The organism is Streptomyces sp. HUAS MS02 (assembly GCF_055702265.1).
In genome coordinates this window covers 8,854,784-8,873,935 of the sequence record NZ_CM146747.1, presented here as the reverse complement: position 1 = coordinate 8,873,935, position 19,152 = coordinate 8,854,784, and the positions used below count along the sequence as shown (strand labels likewise).

General features: G+C 68.0%; 16 protein-coding genes and 1 pseudogene. 6 read left to right on the top strand and 11 right to left on the bottom strand.

Translation table 11 applies throughout. The annotated features are described in order from the left end of the window. Positions 1–69: 69 nt before the first annotated feature. Positions 70–1,065, bottom strand: a complete 996-nt coding sequence (locus ACZ9QC_RS38315; protein WP_472921923.1) for a LacI family DNA-binding transcriptional regulator — start codon at positions 1,063–1,065, stop codon at positions 70–72. A gap of 371 nt (positions 1,066–1,436) precedes the next feature. On the opposite strand from ACZ9QC_RS38315, the gene ACZ9QC_RS38310 reads away from it, so the two are divergent. Continuing rightward, on the top strand, positions 1,437–4,235 hold the full coding sequence (locus tag ACZ9QC_RS38310; protein WP_472917298.1) for a DNRLRE domain-containing protein: 2,799 nt from the start codon (positions 1,437–1,439) through the stop codon (positions 4,233–4,235). A gap of 208 nt (positions 4,236–4,443) precedes the next feature. After that, the gene (locus ACZ9QC_RS38305; protein ID WP_472917297.1) at positions 4,444–5,796 is read left to right on the top strand and encodes a glycoside hydrolase family 43 protein; all 1,353 of its coding nucleotides are present in this window, start codon (positions 4,444–4,446) and stop codon (positions 5,794–5,796) included. Positions 5,797–6,164: 368 nt separating this feature from the next. Here the strand turns inward: ACZ9QC_RS38305 and ACZ9QC_RS38300 are convergent, their stop codons facing one another. The 6 genes and pseudogenes from ACZ9QC_RS38300 to ACZ9QC_RS38275 all read right to left on the bottom strand — a co-directional run bounded on the left by ACZ9QC_RS38300 (position 6,165) and on the right by ACZ9QC_RS38275 (position 9,546). Beyond that, entirely contained in the window at positions 6,165–7,037 is an 873-nt protein-coding gene (locus ACZ9QC_RS38300) for an SDR family NAD(P)-dependent oxidoreductase (RefSeq protein WP_472917296.1), read from the bottom strand. Then, a pseudogene (locus ACZ9QC_RS38295) lies at positions 7,033–7,428 on the bottom strand (MBL fold metallo-hydrolase); the annotation flags it as partial. The pseudogene ACZ9QC_RS38295 and the gene ACZ9QC_RS38300, both read right to left, overlap by 5 nt. A 44-nt stretch (positions 7,429–7,472) precedes the next feature. Next, complete coding sequence (locus ACZ9QC_RS38290; protein ID WP_472917295.1) at positions 7,473–7,892, bottom strand: YeeE/YedE thiosulfate transporter family protein; 420 nt, start codon at positions 7,890–7,892, stop codon at positions 7,473–7,475. Next, positions 7,892–8,533: a YeeE/YedE family protein gene (locus ACZ9QC_RS38285; RefSeq protein ID WP_472917294.1), complete on the bottom strand. Its 642-nt coding sequence runs from the start codon at positions 8,531–8,533 to the stop codon at positions 7,892–7,894. Before ACZ9QC_RS38285 ends, ACZ9QC_RS38290 begins: the two co-directional genes overlap by 1 nt. After that, on the bottom strand, positions 8,530–8,706 hold the full coding sequence (locus tag ACZ9QC_RS38280) for a hypothetical protein (protein WP_472917293.1): 177 nt from the start codon (positions 8,704–8,706) through the stop codon (positions 8,530–8,532). The genes ACZ9QC_RS38285 and ACZ9QC_RS38280 overlap by 4 nt, the downstream gene beginning before the upstream one ends. Positions 8,707–9,045: 339 nt before the next feature. Further along, entirely contained in the window at positions 9,046–9,546 is a 501-nt protein-coding gene (locus ACZ9QC_RS38275) for a VOC family protein (protein WP_472917292.1), read from the bottom strand. A 300-nt stretch (positions 9,547–9,846) separates the two neighbouring features. Here ACZ9QC_RS38275 and ACZ9QC_RS38270 point away from each other — a divergent pair, with 300 nt between their 5' ends. Together ACZ9QC_RS38270 and ACZ9QC_RS38265 are read left to right on the top strand one after the other, a co-directional pair. Then, the gene (locus ACZ9QC_RS38270; RefSeq protein ID WP_472917291.1) at positions 9,847–10,434 is read left to right on the top strand and encodes a TetR/AcrR family transcriptional regulator; all 588 of its coding nucleotides are present in this window, start codon (positions 9,847–9,849) and stop codon (positions 10,432–10,434) included. Between the two features lie 489 nt (positions 10,435–10,923). Next, entirely contained in the window at positions 10,924–11,547 is a 624-nt protein-coding gene (locus tag ACZ9QC_RS38265; protein ID WP_472917290.1) for a TetR/AcrR family transcriptional regulator C-terminal domain-containing protein, read from the top strand. 229 nt (positions 11,548–11,776) lie between these two features. Here ACZ9QC_RS38265 and ACZ9QC_RS38260 read toward each other — a convergent pair whose 3' ends face one another. The 4 genes from ACZ9QC_RS38260 to ACZ9QC_RS38245 form a co-directional block, all read right to left on the bottom strand. After that, positions 11,777–13,087 carry a YhgE/Pip domain-containing protein gene (locus ACZ9QC_RS38260; RefSeq protein WP_472917289.1) on the bottom strand — a complete coding sequence of 437 codons (1,311 nt, stop codon included), beginning with the start codon at positions 13,085–13,087 and terminating at the stop codon, positions 11,777–11,779. Positions 13,088–13,491: 404 nt separating this feature from the next. Then, a complete protein-coding gene (locus ACZ9QC_RS38255) occupies positions 13,492–14,397 on the bottom strand; it encodes a LysR family transcriptional regulator (protein WP_472917288.1) in 906 nt (301 codons plus the stop codon). A 113-nt stretch (positions 14,398–14,510) separates the two neighbouring features. Continuing rightward, entirely contained in the window at positions 14,511–15,446 is a 936-nt protein-coding gene (locus ACZ9QC_RS38250; RefSeq protein WP_472917287.1) for a dihydrodipicolinate synthase family protein, read from the bottom strand. Between the two features lie 32 nt (positions 15,447–15,478). Next, positions 15,479–16,264, bottom strand: a complete 786-nt coding sequence (locus tag ACZ9QC_RS38245) for an SDR family oxidoreductase (RefSeq protein WP_472917286.1) — start codon at positions 16,262–16,264, stop codon at positions 15,479–15,481. A gap of 250 nt (positions 16,265–16,514) precedes the next feature. On the opposite strand from ACZ9QC_RS38245, the gene ACZ9QC_RS38240 reads away from it, so the two are divergent. Then, entirely contained in the window at positions 16,515–17,618 is a 1,104-nt protein-coding gene (locus ACZ9QC_RS38240; protein WP_472917285.1) for a zinc-dependent alcohol dehydrogenase, read from the top strand. After that, positions 17,608–18,786, top strand: a complete 1,179-nt coding sequence (locus ACZ9QC_RS38235) for a DUF3500 domain-containing protein (protein WP_472917284.1) — start codon at positions 17,608–17,610, stop codon at positions 18,784–18,786. Before ACZ9QC_RS38240 ends, ACZ9QC_RS38235 begins: the two co-directional genes overlap by 11 nt. The last annotated feature ends 366 nt before the right edge of the window (positions 18,787–19,152 follow it).

Below are 19,152 nucleotides of genomic sequence, written 5' to 3'. Positions count from 1 at the left end.
GACAGATGGCTGGGAAGGATTGCGCCGACGGCCATGAGGTGCGCAGTGCAGGCCGGGCGACGCCAAGCGCTACGCGGTCGGCCCGGGCGGGGGGCCGCTGCTGTCCCGGATGGTCAGGGTCGGGCGCAGCAGCGATACGACGTTGGTGGGCGGCCGACCGGAGTCGACGGCTCGTAGCAGGAGTTCGACGGCCTGCTGGGCCATCTCGCGTTTGGGGAAGGTGACCGTGGTCAATGCTGGTGTGATCCGCCCGACTTGGGCGATGTCGTCGAAGCCGACGACGCTGACGTCGTCGGGGACCCGCCGCCCGGACCGGGCCACCGCTTCTATGGCGCCGACGGCCAGGACGTCGTGGGTGGCGAAGATCGCCGTCAGCTTCGGATCCGCCTCCAGCGCCGCGCAGGCCGCTGCGAAGCCGCCGGCGGCGTCGTCGCTGGTGCAGGCGAACACCTTGCGGTCGTCCAGTCCGTCGGGAGCGAACGCCCGGCGCAATCCCGTGACGCGCGGTGTGTGCGCGGGGAGATCGGCGATCACCGCGACGTTCCGGTGACCGAGGTCCCGCAGGTGGCACCCGGCCAGGAACCCGGCGTGCTGGTAGTCGATGGACACCACCGGGAGTGTGGTCGGCGGGTCGCCCTCCCAGGCGAACAGGGCGACCGGGAAGTTGGCCGCGGCGAGCATCGGCAGCTGCTGTTCGACGCCGTTGTCCCCGGCGACCAGCAGTGCGTCCACCGAGCGTGCGGTGAGGTTCTCCAGGTGGGCCCGGGTGTAGTCGGGATCGTCGCGCGTCGTGGCGAGCAGCAGGTTGTACCCGTGGCCGACCAGGAGGTTCTCCACCTCCTCGACCACCTCCGAATAGAACGCGTTGGCCACCGACGGCACGAACAGCCCCACCGTCGACGTGCTGCCGGTGCGCAGTGAGCGCGCCACCAGGTTCGGCTTGTAGCCGAGTTCGGCGATCGCCTTGTTCACCTTCGCCAAGGTCTCCGGCCGTACCTTCTTGCCCGAGACCACGTTGGAGACGGTCTGCTTGGTGACGCCCGCCCTCGCGGCCACGTCCGCCATTGTCACCACGTAGTCTCCCCGAAACATTTATCGATCCACGAAAGTGGCGTCACTGTAGGACGACTGTCACAGCAAGGCAAGACTTTGCGCCGAGGTAGTTGGTTTCGGCCGCTACGGAGCACGTAGGGGCTATGCGCAGGTCATGATTGTTTTGGCGACTTGGCGTGCACGAGCATTGACGGCTTCGGAAATCCGCCAGTAACGTCCCGGCCACACCTGATCGCATGGATCGGTCAACGTATTCCTCTCGGCCGCGACGGCCCCGACGGCCCCGGTCCGGCCGCAGCATCGCGAATGCACCGCGCCGCCTCCAGCAGACGGCGGGCGCCTGAGCAGACCTCGAAAAGATCTCGTCCGGAGGAGAGACAGGCATGAACCGACCGGCCGGCGGCGACGCCGACCCGAACCCCGTCCCGGCGCGCCGCAGATCGCGCGTGCAGCGCTTCATCGCGGCCGTTGCCGGCGCCACCCTCGCGGCGGCGAGCCTCATGCTCACCGCCACCGTCCCCGCACACGCCGCCACCACCGTCCACACCTACGCACCGACAGGAGTGGGGGGCGGTACGACGACGTCCCCGGACGTGGCGTCCACCAAGTACCAGGTGGACGTCGCCGGCACGCCCGTCCAGGCTGTCAAGTACGCCGCGAGCGGCCACAACTTCGACATCGCGCGCTTCGCGTCGGACTCCCGGACACCGACGATCACGGTCACGCTGCCCAGCACCACGATCGACACCGTGAACGTCTACCCGGCCCGCTACTACCCGGCCGGCAGCGTCTCGGTGAGCGCGGACAAGCACACCCTGACCTTCCGGATGTCAGCCGCCGCCGGGTTGAACCAGGCGATCGTGATGGTCAACGGCGACTCGACCAACGCCACGGGACAGCCCTACCTGGCCGTCATCAACGACCCCCTGGAAGACCCGGCCCGGCGCCCGAACACCACGAGCGCACCGGACGGTTCCGGCGTCAACCTGCAGACCGGTGTCCTCAACTTCCAGCAGTTCGCCGCCAAGTACCTCGCGCAGAACCCGAACAGCGCGGCTCAGAAGGCTCCCGCCGCGACGACTAGCTCCATGGCAGGCAAGACTGTCAACGGCACCGCCGTCCCCGCCGGGCAGCAGACCTCGGCCGGGAGCCTGGTGAGCGCGAGCAGCGTCAATGTGCGCTACCCGAAGGTGCGGACGATGGCCGCGGGCGACGTCACATACGCCCTGCAGGCCGCCCTCGACACCATCAAGGCCAACCCCACGGCGCTCAACACGCTCTACTTCCCGAACGGCACGTACGTGTGGTCCGGTCTCCTGGTCAACGGTCTGGACGGCAGCAAGCTCAAGGGCGGCAAGCTGAAGATCTACACCGACGAAGGGGCCCTGCTGAAGAACCGCATCCAGGCGTACATGGAGGCGTTCGAGCCGGCGGTCGGGATCATCAACTCGAGCAACATCGAAATCTCCGGCCGCGGCGTCTTCGACGGCAACGGCGTGGCGAACTACAACGCCTCCAGCAGCGGCGACCGGCACGACGCCTACCGCAGTCAGCACCAGGGCGGCGTCACGGTCATGCACTCCTCGGACATCACCTTCAACGACACCTATTCGCGCGACGCGAAGCAGTGGAACTACGAGACCCACACCGCCCAAAGGGTGAGGTTCAACAACATCAAGGGTCTCACCCCGTACCGCCAGCCGTGGATCGACGGGACGAACTTCGCGAGCGGCCAGGACATCACCGCCAACGGTGTCTTCACCCTCGGCAACGACGACGCGTTCGCCTCCGGCCACTACAACCCCAGCGACGGATTCACCCCGCTGGCCTCGGGCGTGTGGAACAACTTCCAGCTCGGCACCTCCACCGCCGACGTCCAGGGCTATGTCAACGCGGTAGGCGCCTACGACACCGTCGCCGACGATCTCGGGTTCGACTCCTACCACTGGGACGACGAGGACACGAAGAACATCTCGGTCAGCAACACCCTGAACTGGGCCGCCGCTGCGGGCAACGCGATCCGGATCGGATTCAACGAGTACGGATACCGGACCACCAGCTACACGTTGGACAACTTCAACTCCGTGTCGCCGTCGGCCGGTGGCATCACCATGGGCCACTCCCCCAACCGGGTCCCCAGCGTGAGCATCGTGGTGAAGAACAGCTCGATCGACAACTCCCGGTTCGCCCAAGGGCCGGTCGGTGTCTCCAACGGCAACGCCACCAAGACCATCACCGCCGAACAGCAAGCGACCTACGGGTACGCCCCCAACCCCGACGGGTCGGGCACCACGTACACGTACACCAGGGTTCCGATCGGCACGTTCACCCTCGACAACGTGTGGTTCTCGAAGCAGAACACGAGCAGTTCGATCACCGGCATCACGAACGCGACGCTGAACAACATTCGTGTCGGGGGCCAACTCGTCAGGTACACCGGCCAGTTCCCGCTGACGACGAGCGGCGTCTCCACGCTGACCAGGACCTACACGGACGCGAACGGTCAGACCCAGAACGTCAAGGTCGGCGCCCCCACCGACGGCGACACCTGGGTGGGCGCGTGGACCGGCGACCTGAGCAAGAACAAATCCTCGGAGCTGACGCTCATCACCCGCAACACCGGCGTGGGCCTGATGGGCGAGCAGTACACCACGGGGTCCGGGGACGGAAAGCTCTCCTACATCCAGTTCCCCCTGGGCAGCCTCACCAAGGCACCGACCCAGGCGACACTCCGTCTCACCTACGTCGGCCACCGCTACTCGTCGGTCCCGTCGACCGACACCGACCAGCTGCTGGTGCAACCCGTCAGCAGCACCACCTGCACCGGCGGCGGCACGTCCTGCCCGATCACCACCATGACCTGGCAGAACCGGCCGAGCTTCACCGCGACGAACTCCTCCGTCGCCAAGTCGGCCACCTTCACCCTCGGTTCGACCATCATCCCCGAGGGCGGCGGGTCCCATCAGGGCAACGCCATCGACGGCCGCGAGATCACCGTCGACATCACCTCCTTCGTCCAGAACGCCTACGCGGCCAAGCAGTCCACGCTGCTGCTCGCCGTCGGTAACGCGGGAGGCACCAACCACGAGCTGCGCTTCGTCAGCTCCGAAGGCGCCACCGGCTCCGGGAAGCTCACCAACGCGAACGCCGACATGGTGCCCGCGCTGACCGTGACCCCGTAGCCACTCAGGCCGGCCCGCCCCGGGGCGGGCCGGCCTCAGCCGTCCGGCGTTGCCGTCGACGGCTGAGGCAGCCACCACATATCCGACAAAGCGCCATTTTCCAGCACCCAGGCAGACATAGCCGGCGGTGCACCTTGCTGCTCACCAACGGCGGTCTGCGACCAACATTCCACGCCTCAGGGCAGTTCGCGCAGAAATGGGACGAGCGTTGAACAGAACCCTCAGAGCAGTCCTCGCCCTGCTCACCTCGGTGGCCGCCCTCCTGGGCCTCACCACCGCCTTCGCCGGTCCGGCCGGAGCCGTCGCCCCGCCGGCGCAGGTGACGCGGTACACGATGACCGCCTTCACCAACACCAGCGAGTCGAACATGTACGTCTACGACTCGCCGGACGCCACCACCTACACCCTGCGTAAGGGCCCGGCGTACACACCGCCGTCCGGTCTGATCCGTGACCCCAGCATCTTCAGGCACACCGACGGCTTCTACTACCTCACGTACACCACCAACTGGACCGGGAACACGATCGGCATCGCCCGCAGCGCCGACCGTCTGAACTGGACCTTCCTGTACAACTACACGGTCCCGATCAGCGGGATCACCCGCACCTGGGCCCCCGAGTGGTTCGTCGACACCGACGGCAGCGTCAACATCATCGTGACCCTGACATCGGCGAGCACCGCCGTCCACTTCACCCCCTGGAAGATCACGGCGACCGACTCCACGCTGACCAGCTGGACCGCGCCCACCCAGCTCGCCGGCATCGGCCCGAACTACATCGACACCTTCGTCGTCAAGATCGGCTCCACCTACCACGCGATCATCAAGAACGAGACGACGAAGTACCTCGAGTACGCCACCGCCTCCAGCCTCACCGGCCCGTACACCATCAAGAAGACCGGTGACTGGGCGGGCTGGGGATCCTGGAACGAGGGCCCGGCCGTGGTGCAGCTCGACGACGGAGGCTGGCGCATCTACTTCGACGGCTACCGCGACAAGAAGTACTGGTACAGCGACAGCTACGACAACTTCGCCACCTGGACACCTCGGAAGGAACTGCCGGGCCTCAGCGGCTTCGTCCGCCACATGACCGTCCTGAGGGAGAAGGTTCCCAGCGCGACCCTGCCGACCGACACCACCCGGTCGCTGCAGTCCGTCAACTTCCCGGACCGTTACGCCGTGGTCCGCTCCGACAACCTCGGCTACATCGACCCCGTGAGCAGCTCCGGCACCGCCGCCGTCAAGCAGAGCGCGACCCTCACGATCGTGCCCGGCCTCGCCGACGCCACCTGCTACTCCTTCCGCGACTCCGCCGGCCGCTACATGCGCCACTGGGACTACCGGATCCGCTTCGATGCCGGCAACGGCACCGACGTCTTCAACAAGGACGCCACCTTCTGCGCCCGCCAGGGCAGCGCGCCCGGCTCGGTCAGCCTTGAGTCGTACAACTACCCCGGCCGCTTCCTCCGCCACTACAACTACGCACTCCGCATCGACCCCTACCAGGACACGGCCACCTTCAAGGCCGACAGCTCCTTCACCGCAGTGACCCCCTGGGCGTGAAGCAGGACAGTTCCCCGCACCCCGGAAGGGGCGCGGGGAACTGCGCGACAAGCCCCCACATGGTGCGACAGTCATGATCGCGTTGCCGTCTTGCCCCCGGATTCCGTCCCGACCGCATGCCGTTTGGCCTTACAGCCTCACCGAGAGGTTTCCCAGGTGGCAGCTACGGTCAGCTCGCCGCCGATCGCGTACAGGTACGCGGCCTGGTCCGCCGCTCGGTATCGAAGACGAAGAGCATTCGGCTGCTCACCGTCTCACCGCTACGCGGACGCGGCTCCCGCACGTTTCCGGTAGCGGCTCTTCTCGACCGCGCCGGCCGTCGGGCGGCGGAGCGCCGGACGAGTCGGCGCCTCGCACCGCGGCGCGGGCTACATCGTGATGGCCGATTTGGAGGGAACCGAGTTCTGCTGGGGCTGAAGGACGGGGAACTTCACGCCGGTGAGGTCTTCGGAGACGGCCCACAGCCGCTGCTGGACGGCCACCTCGTACGATTCCGGGCTGGAGGTGACCAGGCGGGGGTGGCCCTTGGCCTCGTTGCGCCCGCCGGGACCGTAGTACTGGCCGCCGAGCGCGGCGGGGTCGGCGGCGGCGCGCAGGGCGGGCAGGGCGCCCATGGCCGGCGTCTGGGTGATCAGCGGCGCGAGCCAGGTGACGGGCAGGCGGAGCGCGGCGGGGGTGTTACGCATGAGCTCGGTGTTGCACATGCCGGGGTGCGCGGCCAACGCGACGGTGGTGCCGTGCGTGGCGAGCCGCCGCTGCAGCTCGTACGTGAACATCAGGTTGGCCAGCTTGGACTGACCGTAGGCGCCGACCCGACTGTACGACCGCTCCCACTGCAGGTCGTCGAAGTGGATCGCGGCCCGGATGCGGTGGCTGGTGCTGCTGACCGTCACCACACGCGAGCCGGGCACCGGCAGCATCAGGTCCAGCAACAGCCCGGTGAGCGCGAAGTGGCCGAGGTGGTTGGTGCCGAACTGCATCTCGAAGCCGTCGGCGGTGGTCTGCTTCGGGGTGAACATCACGCCGGCGTTGTTGATCAGCAGGTCGAGCCGGTCGAGCCGGGAGTGCAGCGCCGCCGCCGCGGTCCGGACGGAGTCGAGCGAGGTCAGGTCCAGCGCCTGCACGGTCACGTCGCCGGTCATGCGGGCCGCGGCCTGCTCGCCCTTCTCGACGTTGCGCACGGCGAGCACCACGGACGCCCCGCGCTCGGCGAGCGCCTTGGCGGTTTCGTACCCCGGCACTGCGAGGTTTGATCTCACGGGCGTGGTCGATGACTTCGCCCGTCTTGGACCACGGGCCGTGCACGGGCAGGAGAAGTGTGTCCACCGGGCGCGCGGGGACGGTGAAGGCGTCGCCCGGGTGGAAGACGGTAGCGTCGCCCTCCCCCACCAGGAAGCCGACGTTGGTGACCCGCGGCAGGTCCGGATGGACCACGGCGTGAGTTCTCCGTGCGCCTCGACGCCGATGCCTTCGATGTCGAAGGCGTCCCCGTCACCGACCACGGTGACCCGCCCGCCGAGCCCGCCGAGTTGGTCCGCCACGGACCGGGCGGCCCAGATCCACAGGCGGGGATCGGCCTCGGCAGCCGCGCAGCACTGGCACGTCGAAATGGTCCACCTGCTCGTGCGTCACGGGGCACGGGGCACGGGGAACAGGGCACGAGGGTACCTAGCCACTCACCCTTCGCAGGAGCCCCGGTCGACACGCAAGAAGCGTCGGCCGGTGGCCCAGCGGCACAACCTGACCCCGACGACGATGCCGACGATGGTGATCACGGCGGGCAGGTAACCGCTGGCGACCTGGATGATCGGGATCGCCGGGCACCCGCCGGAGATCGCCCAACCGATACCGAACAGCACCGCGCCGGGAACGACACCGGCGTGGATGCGCCCCGCGTCCCGGCGCACTCGCAGCAGGGCGAACACGCTCGCGATGATCACGACAGCGCCAAAGAAGGAGAGGAACATCCGCAGGTCCTGGAAGGTGAACATGCGGTTCAGCTCGGCGTAGTCGCCGAACCCGATACTGGTCACGGTGAAGCCGAGAGCCAGCCCGGTGAGTAGGTTGGCCAGCAGGACTCCGCCCCGGGTACGCATCAGATCACCTTCAGCAGGAGGAACGAAACCACGACGGCGGTTCCGAAGAACGTGGCCGTCGCGACGAGACTGACGGGTCTCAGCCGACCGCAGCCGTTGAGCCCGTGCCCCGAACTGCAGCCACCGGCCAGCCGGGTGCCGAAGCCGACCAGTACGCCACCCACGAACAGCAGGGCGACCATGACGAAGGAGTTGCCGGTCACCACGTCCCGGTAGCCCTCCCCCATGTCGAAGCGGAGGTGAAACCGCCCGGACGTGACGGCTGCGACCAGTCCGCCCACGAAGATCGAGACGAGCAGAACGGCCTGGCTGACCAGCGGAGCGGGGCGCGGCTGCCCGCCTCGGCGTCGTCCGTCCTCGGTCGGCACGGCAGTCGGCCCCGGAGGCTCGGGGGTGGTGGACACTGGCGCGGTGGACACCGTGCCGAAGTGCTCGGCGGTGGCCGCGCGGAGGGCCGCGGCAAGGGCCCGCTCGTCGGTGAACTGCGCCTCTTCCCGCTCCAGTTCGGCTTCGCGCCGCCAGTGGAGCACGCGTTCCCAGGCACCCGACACCCCGAACGACCGATCGGTGGCGAGGGTGTAACCGATGGTCAGTACGGCGAGTCCGACAGCACCTGCCCACCAGGGCCAGTAGGCAGTCATGCGTTGCCCTTCATCCACTCGGCCAGCCGGGCCCACCAGCCCCGTCCGGGCTCTTCGACGGTCGTCGACGGCTGTTCGGCCTGGCGGGGACCGCTCCCCCCGGACTCGGCGGGCCTGGGCGTGGGCGCCAGATAACGGGCGTGCCGTCCGTTGGGCAGCAAAGTGATGGGCACCCGCTCACCGGTGAGTGACACCTGATAGCGCGCACAGCCACGCCAGTTGGCCTCGTTGTCGCAGTAATAGGAACGCCAGCCCGCCAGACTCTCATTGAGGTGCGGGAAGAGCGGGCACGTCGAAGAATGTAAGCAACCCACGCGAGTGATCAAACCACCATTCAGACGGGGCCGACAACATGTGATGCGTGAAGATGAGAGCAAGACCCTTCACGCCGTGCCCTTGCAGCCGTCGGCCCGGTTCTTCGGCGAACTCTCACCGGCGAGCCCTCATCCGTCGCCGTGGGCATGATGGGGGTGGGGATGATGCCGCTGTACGTCGCCGGGACCGATGCGCGGTCACCTGACCGACTCGGCAGCCGCTCCCGTTCTCAAGTCGGGGCCCCATCGGCCGATCGCCGACCGGAGGTCCAGCGGAAGCGGCTTCTGGTTCTCCTCCGAGGTCGGCCAGTCGGCGCGTGGGACGCGCCACATCACCTCGAACTCGTTGCCGTCCGGGTCCACGCCGTGCAGGGACTTGGCCGTCAGGAAGTCGGTGCCGCCGGTCAGAGCTTGGCGTGCCTTGAGCAGCTCCGCCGTCTCGGCCAGTTCACCAAGTGTGCCGACCTCCCAGGCGAGGTGGTGCAGCCCGACGCGGTCGCGCTGCGGACCTGGCGCGTCGGGTCCTAGGGTGAAGAGGCCGAGGTCGTGGTCGTTGTCGGTGTCCCGGGCCCTGAGGAAGGCAGCCGTGCCGGGTATCTCGTGCTCGACGGTGAAGCCGAACGCCGCGCTGTAGAAGGCGACAGAACATTCGATATCGCGGACGAACAGGACAGCGTGGTTGAGTCGGCGTACGGACATCAGATCCCTATCAATTCATGGTCCTGCCGGACATCTGATCGGTCTTGCTGAGCTGAGGAAGACACACTGATCGGACTGATCGGACTGATCGGATTCATTGGGCTGATTGGATCGATCGGCCCGTCCGGGACGGAGGCCCTATTCAGGCCACTCGTCAGCGGCCCCTGCGCGATCTTCCATAGCGGCAACTTACCCAAGCAACTTGAGCATTCACACGGAGAAAATATGACGACCTGTGGGGTCGGGTGCTGTGGTGTTGCCGTTTCGGTCACTTGCTGACCGAAACGGTAACCTTTGGTTATGAAGCCAACCGTGAGGCCCACCAGCGAGGAGATCGATCGCGCCCTGGTCGACGTGGCGGCCTTGGTCTTCGCGCGGCACGGGTTCGCTCAGGGCCCCGTGCAGGCGATCGCTGACGGTGCCGGCTACTCCAAGGCGGCTGTGCTGAAGCGCTTCGGCTCGAAGGAGCGGATCCAGGACGCCGTGGTGGCTCGCGCGGAGGAACATGCCGCACGAGTGGCGGCTGCGGGTGCGGGCCTCCCGGTCGGGCTCGAGCGGGACGCCGCCCTGCTCGGTGCGCTGGTCGAGCTGATCGAGGAGTGGCCGGGGACTGGTGCGCTCATCGTCGGCGCCTTCGGACTGACGCGAGAGTCCGAGATCATGCAGCGCCTCTCCGGGGCCCAGCGCATGGTGATGGCAGCCTTCGATCCCGATGTCTGGACTGATGAGGAACGGCATGTGCGGGTGGTGTCCGCGATCGGTGCTGTGACCGTCACGATGATGGCGAACCGTGAGGCCAGGTGGACCGAACGCACCGATGTGGTGATTGCAGCGGGCCTTGGCGCACTGGGCCACAGCGGTAACGGTGCCGCCGGCACGCGTGATTGAGCCACTGCGACGGGTTAGCCGGCGCTGCCGTACGGAACAACGGGCCCGGCGACCGGTGCGCAGCGTCGGCTGAGGCAATGCTGCGTCACTTGTACAGTTCGGCCGGCGCAGGGTGCCCGACATGGCCCGAGAAGCCACTCATCATGGCTCGCTGACCGCACCCGCCTGCTGGCAGTGACGACGGCGGCCGACCTTCTGTCTCAAGTCCACCCGCCTGACGACACCGTAATGGCCGGCATCCGTGCACCCTTCTATGTCGGTGGCAGCGCCAGCGCATCAGGAGGCGGGGGCTCCCTGCGCAGGCGGCACGGCGGCAGACAGTTACTGTCGGTGAGAGGGGGGCGCCGCCGATCCATGCCCCACCGGCGATCTCCATACTGGATACGGTGTTGCTGTTATGGTGCTGGCCGAGGAGGTGGACGTTCAGTGGCAGCAGCTGGTCCTGCGCGAGCGACCACGGCATCGGCTCGGCGCCCGGGGCGTCCGCCCGTGCCGCTCGAGCGCATCGTCTCCACCGCACTGCAGATCGTGGACGATGAGGGGGCCGACGCTCTCTCGATGCGGACGCTGGCCCAGCGCCTGGGCTCGGGCACGGCGACGCTGTACCGGCACTTCGACAACCGGGCAGCGCTGGTCGCCCATGTCGTGGACCGCATGTTCGGCGCCGTGGAACTGAATGGCGACGACCTCCTCGCGATGGGCTGGCAGCAAGCGCTGCGGACGGTCGCGCACACCATGTTCGAGGCCCTGGCCCGGCACCGGAACGCGGCGCGCCTGATGGTCGAAGAGATTCCCCTGGGGCCGAACGCCATGGCGCTGCGGGAGCACTGTCTGGCGGCGCTGCTCGACAGCGGCTTCCCGCCGCGACTGGCCGCGCACGCCTTTGCCACCCTCTCCCGCTATGTCCTGGGCTTCGCCATACAGGTCAACGGTCATGGCGGCGGCCAAGTCGACGACGCACGACTGTCCGCCGTCTTTCAGAGCGTCGATCCAGCCTTGTTCCCGGCAACGGCCACCGTCGCCGGGTCGATGCCCGTTCCGATCGAGGACGAGTTCTCCTTCGGACTCGAACTCCTTCTCAGCGGGCTCGCTCACCTGCGCGACGACGCCTGACCAGCCAGGACGATGCGAACCCGAGGCCGCCCGCCTACGGAGTCATCTCGGTCGGCATGGAGCGTCGCCACAGCTGCTGGTGCTGAGCGCGTGATCCTGTGCAGTGGCTGGAGAGGAAAGCCGTCTGCCCCGGGCACTCGACGTTGCAGTGCCCGGAGCCGACGAGTTGAGCAGCCCTCGTGGTGCGCCTATGGGGGTGCTGTGGAACATCCCCAGCGGAGTCTGTCCGTCACTGCGCGGCGACGACAGGGGCGCTGTGCTTCCTGGTCAGCCCCTTGAGGTCGTAGGCACGAGTACCCAGGGTCCCGACGAGGAGGCCGAGGACAAGTGCGATCCCGGAGGCCACCACGGCACGCGCCAGCCCCGAATCCCAGGTGGCTCCGAAGTACAGGATCGAGCGCGTACCCAGATAGATCTGGTGCATGGGCTCGAACGAGCTGAGGAAGCGGACGAAGGGGGGCATGGCTTCCAGCGGTGTCGTACCCCCGGAACTGGGGATCGACAGCACGACGAAGAGGAAGAGGTTGACCACCATGCCCAGACTGCCCAGCAGGGCGAGAACCGCCTGAGCAACCACTGCGACGGCCGAGATGCTCAGCACGCTGAACAGCCACAGCTCCCACGGATGGTCCAGCGGCATGCCGAGCCAGTCCGCGATCCCCAGATAGACACTGCTGACGAGCACCGCCACACCCGCCATGATTCCCCACTTCAAAACAAGGGTGGCGAGGCGACTGTGACCCGAGTGGCTCTCCATGCGGTAGAGCGGACCGATCTCCGACGGAGTGAAACCGAGCTGGGAGTCGACGAGACTGGTGGCGATCAGGGAGCCCGTGAACCCGGCCAGCGCCAGCAGGAGGGCGTAGTAGAAGGCCGAGAGGCCGCCGCCGGCCCCGTCGGGAACCTCCTTGAACGGCGTGACATGCACCAGCATCGGTTCGGACAGAACGATGCGTGCCGTTCCTGTGACGGACCGGCTGCCGGACGCCGCCTTGTCCCCGGCCTGTGCCGCAGTGGCGAGCAGCTGCTTGCCCACGGTCTGGTTCGCCTCGGCCAGCGCCTGAGAGGCGAAGGAATTGACGACGGACGCGCTGGAGGTGTTCGCGAGGGGATTGGTGTACACGGTGACCGCGGGCTGCTGTGCGGCCCCACCGGTCGCCGCGCTCTCCGTGAGAGTCACCAGCCTCTTGCTCAGGTCCGAGGGCAGAACGATCGCGCCGTAGAGCTTCCCCTTGCCCATGTCCTCCTTCGCTGCGGCGAGGCTGACGAAGCGTAGATCGAACTTGTCGTCGTCGACCCCCTTGCGCAGGCTGTCGGAGATCTGCCCGCCGACGTCGATGGGCTGCCCCGATGGGCTGGTGGCTCCGGTATCGGCGTTGACGACCGCTACGGGAAAGTCGTTGAGGTCTTTGGAGGAGTTGACCGTGGACCCCAGATACAACGCTGCCAGAGCAGCCATGACCACGGTGACGATGACTGCCGGGGTCAGCCACAACCGCGGCCCCAGCCTGCTTCCCGCGGGCTCGTTGTCGTTCGTCATGGTGCGCACATCCCTTTGGGTGACCATTTCGGTTACTAGGTGACCAGGATGGTTACCGTGCTGCGTAAAGTCAAATGCAAGGGGCTCCCGGCATGGATTCGCCCAGGGCACCGTCCAGGCAGTGGCGGATGCGGGTGGCTGTGACTGCTCGTGTCGAGGACCACATGGCACTCATCGGTGCGGTCGGCGCCGGACGGCGTGAAGGCTGAGAGCGGGATGGTGGTTCCCCAGGCCTTGATCGGTGTGATCGCGACGAGGCCGTGAACAGGTGCGCTCATCATCGGTGCCTTCCGGCTGACGCGGGATCCACCGTCGTCATCGGCGGCAAGGCGGCCCGACCGGCACACTTCGCTCACAGCCGGGGCTCTTTACTGTGCGGCGGGCGCAGTTGGGCATCATGCCCGCTAGAAGCGGATCGCCCCTTCGGGCAGATCCCGTTCAGCAGTGAGCGGCAGCTCCAAAGAGGTGAGCATGTCCCGGTACCGCTCGGCCAGTTGGGAAGGGAGCTTTCTGCTGAACACCACCAGCTCCCGGAAACAGCCGGGCCCGATCCGCCGGGCGTGCCTCGACCAGCGCAGCGGCACCGCGTTCTCCGGTGTCACCGTCACGCCGATCCCCTCGACCGCGAACAGGAGCGCTGCGGAGACCTGGCCCGTGCGAGCGACGGTGCGCGGCTTGAACCCGAGGTGCCCTGCCAGGCGGTCCGCCACCTCGCTCATGCCCTGTTCCTGCTCGTAGAGCACCCAGTCGGCAGCGGCGAGTTCGGCCGGATCAGCCGCTGTCCCCGCCGGGTATTCGGCCGAGCCGGTCACCACCATCTCCTCGTATCCCAGGGAGATGACGGGCCCCTCCCACGGGTCGGGCCGTGGACCGACCGCGATGTCGCCCTGGCCGCTGCGCATGGCCTCTTCGAGGTCCCGGCGGTGGGAGTAGTCGTGCAGTCTCAGCACGGTGGAGGGGTACGTCGAGTGCCAGCGCGCCGCGGACGGCGGCAGGATCCCCGAGGCGACGGACCGTACGGTCAGGACGTGGACGTCGCCCTGACGGCCCTCCACCACCTCGCGCACCGAGTCCTGCGCGTCCTGAACCGCACGGACGACGTCCTGCGCACGGGGCAGGAAGACACGGCCCGCGGGAGTCAGCGTCACCCCTTGCCGGCCGCGCTCCAGCAGGACCGCGCCCAGCTCCTTCTCCAGGGCACCGATCTGCTGGGAGAGCGAAGGCTGCGTGACATAGAGCCGCGCAGCCGCTCCGCTGAAGGAGCCCGCCTCCCAGACCGCGAGGAAGTACTCCAGCTGACGTAGCTGCATGTGATCAAGGTACTCGGCCGAGCGTTGCGCAGTTCTCGCGCTGTGACCACAAATCCGGTGTCCTTCAGGAACAGTCGGCATGGTACGCAGCTCGCGCTGGTGTTGCCGGTGCGTCAGGCCATGAGTGCCACCCTGCTGTCCTTGCGGGTGAGCCGGGACAGCAAGTAGTCGACCTCGGTGCGGGCACGCGCCGACAGCACGGCCCCGGGCTTGCGCTGGGTGTCGGAGGCCAGGATTCCGCGGCGCTTCATGACGTACTTGCGCACGGCCAGGCCGATGCCCGGTTGCTGTTCGTAGCGCAGCAGGGGCAGGTGGGCGTCGAAGACGTCATGGGCGGCGTCACGGTCGCCGGCCGTGGTGTGGCGCACCACGTCGACGAGGAGCTCGGGAACGCAGTAGCCCGTCATCGCTCCGTCGGCCCCGCGTTCGGTCTCGAAGTCCAGGAAGAGGCCGCCGTTTCCGCACAGGATCGACAGGCGGGGCATCGCTCCGTCGGCTTCGAGTTGCCGGAGTGCGCTGATCTTCTCCAGGCCCGGCCAGTCCTCGTGCTTGAGCATCACGCACCCCGGCGCGGCGTTCGCGATGCGGGCGATGACGGCAGGGGACATGACGACGGAGAACGACAGCGGATAGTCCTGGATCACGAACGGCACGTCCGCGCCGATGGCGCCCGCCGCTCCCTCGTAGTAGCTCACGATCTGGTCGTCGGTCCGCAGCGTGTTCGGCGGGGCGATCATGACGCCCTCGGCACCGGCTGACATGACGTCGACCGCGAGAGCCCGCATGCCGGCGTAACCGGGTGCGGAGACGCCCACGACGATCGGCAGATCGGTGCGCTTGATGACGTGCTGGACGATGCGCACGCTCTCCTCGTGGGACAGCTTGGGTGCTTCACCCATCTGGCCCAGGAGGGTCAGTCCGGTGACGCCGGCGTCTCCGTAGAAGTCGACGAGTCGGCTGAGTGAGTCGAAATCGATTGCGCCTTCCTCGTCGAAGGGCGTTGGTGCGATGGCGAATACACCATGGGTGTTGCGGTCCAGGGGTGCCACTGTTCTGCCTCCTCAGAAGTCCGATGTCTTTTTCAGAGGCTGGCGATGAGTCCGCCGTCGACGCGAATGACCGAGCCTGTGATGTAAGAGGCCTGGGCGCTTGCGAGGAAGGCGACGGCGGCGGCGTATTCCCGCGGTTCGCCGTAGCGGCCCACGGGGATCGACGCGACGCTCTCGGCGGACGTCTCCGCGACGGACTTGCCCTCCCGATCGGCCTTGGCCTGGTCGAGGAACTTGATGCGCTGGGTGCCGATCCGTCCAGGAACGACCACGTTGCAGGTGACACCCTCGGCCGCGACTTCCCGGGCCAGCGTCTTGGACCAGCCGAGCAGGCTGCCCCGCAAGGCGTTCGACAGCCCCAGGTTGGGGATGGGGGCGATCACCCCCGAGCTGGCGCTGGTGATGATCCTGCCCCAGCCGCGGCTCCGCATCAGCGGCGCGACCCTGTCCGTGATCGCGATGACGGACAGCACCATGGACTGGAAGTGCTTCAGCCAGAGTTCAGGGTCCTGCCCCGCAACCGGTGAGGGCGGCGGCCCTCCCGTGTTGTTGACCAGGATGTCCACGGGACCGAGCGCCCCTTCGACTGCCGCGATGTGCTGGTCGATCGCGCCCAGGTCCGCGAGATCCCATTCCAGGGGCACGGCTTTCCCACCCGCGTCGACCACCGCCTCGGCGGTGCGCTCGGCGGCCTGTGGGCTGATGTCCGCGACGGCGACAGCGGCCCCTTCCTCGGCGAGAGCCTGGGCGATCGCACCGCCGAGACCCCCGCCTCCGCCCAGCACGAGCGCCGTCTTGCCCGAAATTCCCAGATCCACAGCTTCGCTCCTTGGGCGGTGGCCCCGCTCCCCGGCCGTACGGCCGACGGCTACGTCCGTCGTTTCCACATGACACTGCCACGAGGTCGTGGTGGCTCTCCAATAGGAATCTCTCGTGACATGCATAAGGGATGCCTATACGCCGCGAATAGGGAATAGGCATTTCCGGCGTGCAAGATGAGGTGGGGAACAGGGTCGCTTCGGCCCGCCGATTCCCGATGCATGTTCATGGCCGTAACTGGAGGCCCCTATGTCCTTGCCGGAAACCATGCAGGCCGCGGTGCTGGGCGAGCCCGGCACCCTCGCCGTCACGACGCTGCCCCTGCCGCAGGTGGGACCGGAAGACGTTCTGGTGCACGTCCGCAGGGCGTCCCTGTGCGGAACGGACCTGAAGGTCCGCAGTCGGCACTTCTTCAAGGACGGCGGCCCGGCCGCGGGCGAGTTCGTACCCGGCCACGAGTACGCCGGCGTCGTCGCCGCGGTGGGCAGCGCCGTGGACGAGCTCCGGGTCGGCGACCGGGTCGTGACGGAAGCCCACCGCGGCTGCATGCGCTGCGCCAACTGCCTGGCTGGGACCTACACGGACTGCCTCAACTACGGCCTGCGGCACACCGGGCACCGCGTGCAGGGGATGACCGTCAACGGGGGCTTCGCGGAGTACGCGCTCAACCACGTGGCGACCCTCCACCGGTTGCCGGACACCGTGGACTTCGACGCCGCGGTCGTCCTCACCACCGTGGGCACCGTGATGCACGCCTTCGACGTACTCGACACCCTGCTCGTCGGGTCCACGGTCGCTGTGATCGGCCCCGGGCCGATAGGTCTGCTCGCGGTGCAGGTCGCACGTGAACTCGGGGCCAGGACCGTGGCCCTGGCCGGCACGCGGGAAGCCAGGCTCACCATCGGCAAGTCCTTCGGCGCGGACCTGGTCGTCAACTCCCGGGAGGAGGACGCCGTGGCGGCGGTTCGGGAGGCGACCGACGGGATCGGCGCCGACATCGTCCTGGAGTGCTCCGGCGCCCCGAGTGCGGTGGACGACGCGCTGCGCATGGCCAAGCGGTCCGGGAAGGTCGTCCTCGTCGGCTTCTTCGAAGAGCCCGTACGGGCCGACCTCAACCACGCCGTGATGAACGGCATCTCGATCCAGACGGTCCGCGGCGAGGGCACCGGTTCGCTGGCCCGCGCCGTGGGCCTGGCCGCCCGGGGCCGACTGCGCACCGCGGAACTGGTCACCCACCATTTCGGGCTGCCCGACGTCGCCGAGGCGTTCGACACCTACGCCGAGCGCTGGGGCAACGCCATCAAGGTCATGCTGGACATCTCCGAGGACCCGGAGCCCACGGGTGACCGGTGACCGAGAGGGCACCGCGCCCGCCGCCCTGGCAGCCGGGCGGGAGAAGGCGGCGGCCGCCATGGCCGATGCCGCCACCGCCTGGCTGGACAGCCTGAGCGAGGACCAACTCCCGCTCGCCGCCTACGACTCCCCGCTCCACCCGGACGCGGAGGCCGAGCGGCTGCGCTGGTTCTACACCCCCACCGAACACGGCGGGCTCGCCGTCCGGGACCAGAACGCGTGCCAACAGAGCCTGGCCATGCGGCTGGTGGCCACCGGACTGTCCGTCCCGGGCTACGCCACGGTCACCACCGTGATGGGACTGGAGAACGTCCTGGACCAGCTGGAAGGGTGGCGGGTCCACTGGGGCCGGCAGCGCGGACGGGATCCCGGCCTGTACTGGCTGAGGATCTTCGGCCGCCCCGGCGACCGTGTCTGGGCATGGCGGTTCGGCGGCCACCACATCTCCCTGAACAACCTCGTCGTCACCGGTCGGCTCGTCTCCACGACCCCCTGCTTCATCGGTGCCGACCCGGCCACGACCGAACTGATCGGAGGCACCCTGCGGCCCTTGCAAGGCCCTGAGGAGACGGCCCGCCAACTGGTCCGCAGTCTGGACCCGGGCCAACTCCAAAGCGCCCTGCTCCACCCGTCCGCGGTCTCGGACATCGTCTCCGGCAACCGCCCACGCGTCGCACACGGCGACACGATGATGCACATGCAGGACCTGTGGCGCGGCCGGTTCGCCGACCCTGAGCTGGACCGGCTCGTCGACGACATCGACCGCCGGGCGGAAGCGGGCAGCGGATACACCGAGAACGATCACGCGCGCGTGGCCATCACGATTCCCCCCAAGGGCGTCAGCGGCCGCGACCTGAACCACGAACAGCGGCACCTGTTGCACCGGCTCGTCACCCACTACACCGGACGGGCACCCGAGTTCCTCGCAGACGCCTACGACACCCACTACGCCTCCGACACCGTCCTCGACGCGGTGCATTTCGGCTGGGCGGGCAGCACGGACGCCGGGGAACCGCACTACTACCGGGTACAAGACCCTCGCGTCCTCATCGAGTACGACAACACCCAGCGGTACGCCAACCACGCCCACTCGGTGTGGCGTGACCTGACCTCCGACTTCGGACTGGACGTACTCGCCGAACACCGCGCACACATCGCGCACGAGTAGGGCGGCGTGCTGGTTCTTTCGTGGGGGGGGGGTGGGCCGACGGTACGGGTGTGTACGGCGCTCCCCCGAGGAACTGATCTCCGCGGTCCACGCGGTGGCCAGAGGCGACGCCGTCATCGCGCCGAGTCTGCCCCACGGACTCCTCGACACCTTCGCTCACCGCCTGCACAGTCCCGTCCCGGACCAGGACCACGACAGTGGCCGACTCCACCACCCTGCATCCGGCCGAACCCACGATCAGGTCACACGTCAGCCGCACCCTCGCCGAGATCGGTGCCCGGACCGCGTCCAGGCGGTGGCTTTCGCCGACGAAGCAGAGCTCGTCAGACCTGTCCCCCACATGTGACAACCTCCACGAAGCGGACC

Excerpts from the sequence above, each read along its gene's own strand:
- ACZ9QC_RS38315 (WP_472921923.1), bottom strand. The coding sequence starts at position 1,065 with ATGGCGGACGTGGCCGCGAGGGCGGGCGTCACCAAGCAGACCGTCTCC.
- ACZ9QC_RS38310 (WP_472917298.1), top strand. The coding sequence starts at position 1,437 with ATGAACCGACCGGCCGGCGGCGACGCCGACCCGAACCCCGTCCCGGCG.
- ACZ9QC_RS38290 (WP_472917295.1), bottom strand. The coding sequence starts at position 7,892 with ATGCGTACCCGGGGCGGAGTCCTGCTGGCCAACCTACTCACCGGGCTG.
- ACZ9QC_RS38285 (WP_472917294.1), bottom strand. The coding sequence starts at position 8,533 with ATGACTGCCTACTGGCCCTGGTGGGCAGGTGCTGTCGGACTCGCCGTA.
- ACZ9QC_RS38275 (WP_472917292.1), bottom strand. The coding sequence starts at position 9,546 with ATGTCCGTACGCCGACTCAACCACGCTGTCCTGTTCGTCCGCGATATC.
- ACZ9QC_RS38270 (WP_472917291.1), top strand. The coding sequence starts at position 9,847 with ATGAAGCCAACCGTGAGGCCCACCAGCGAGGAGATCGATCGCGCCCTG.
- ACZ9QC_RS38260 (WP_472917289.1), bottom strand. The coding sequence starts at position 13,087 with ATGACGAACGACAACGAGCCCGCGGGAAGCAGGCTGGGGCCGCGGTTG.
- ACZ9QC_RS38255 (WP_472917288.1), bottom strand. The coding sequence starts at position 14,397 with ATGCAGCTACGTCAGCTGGAGTACTTCCTCGCGGTCTGGGAGGCGGGC.
- ACZ9QC_RS38240 (WP_472917285.1), top strand. The coding sequence starts at position 16,515 with ATGTCCTTGCCGGAAACCATGCAGGCCGCGGTGCTGGGCGAGCCCGGC.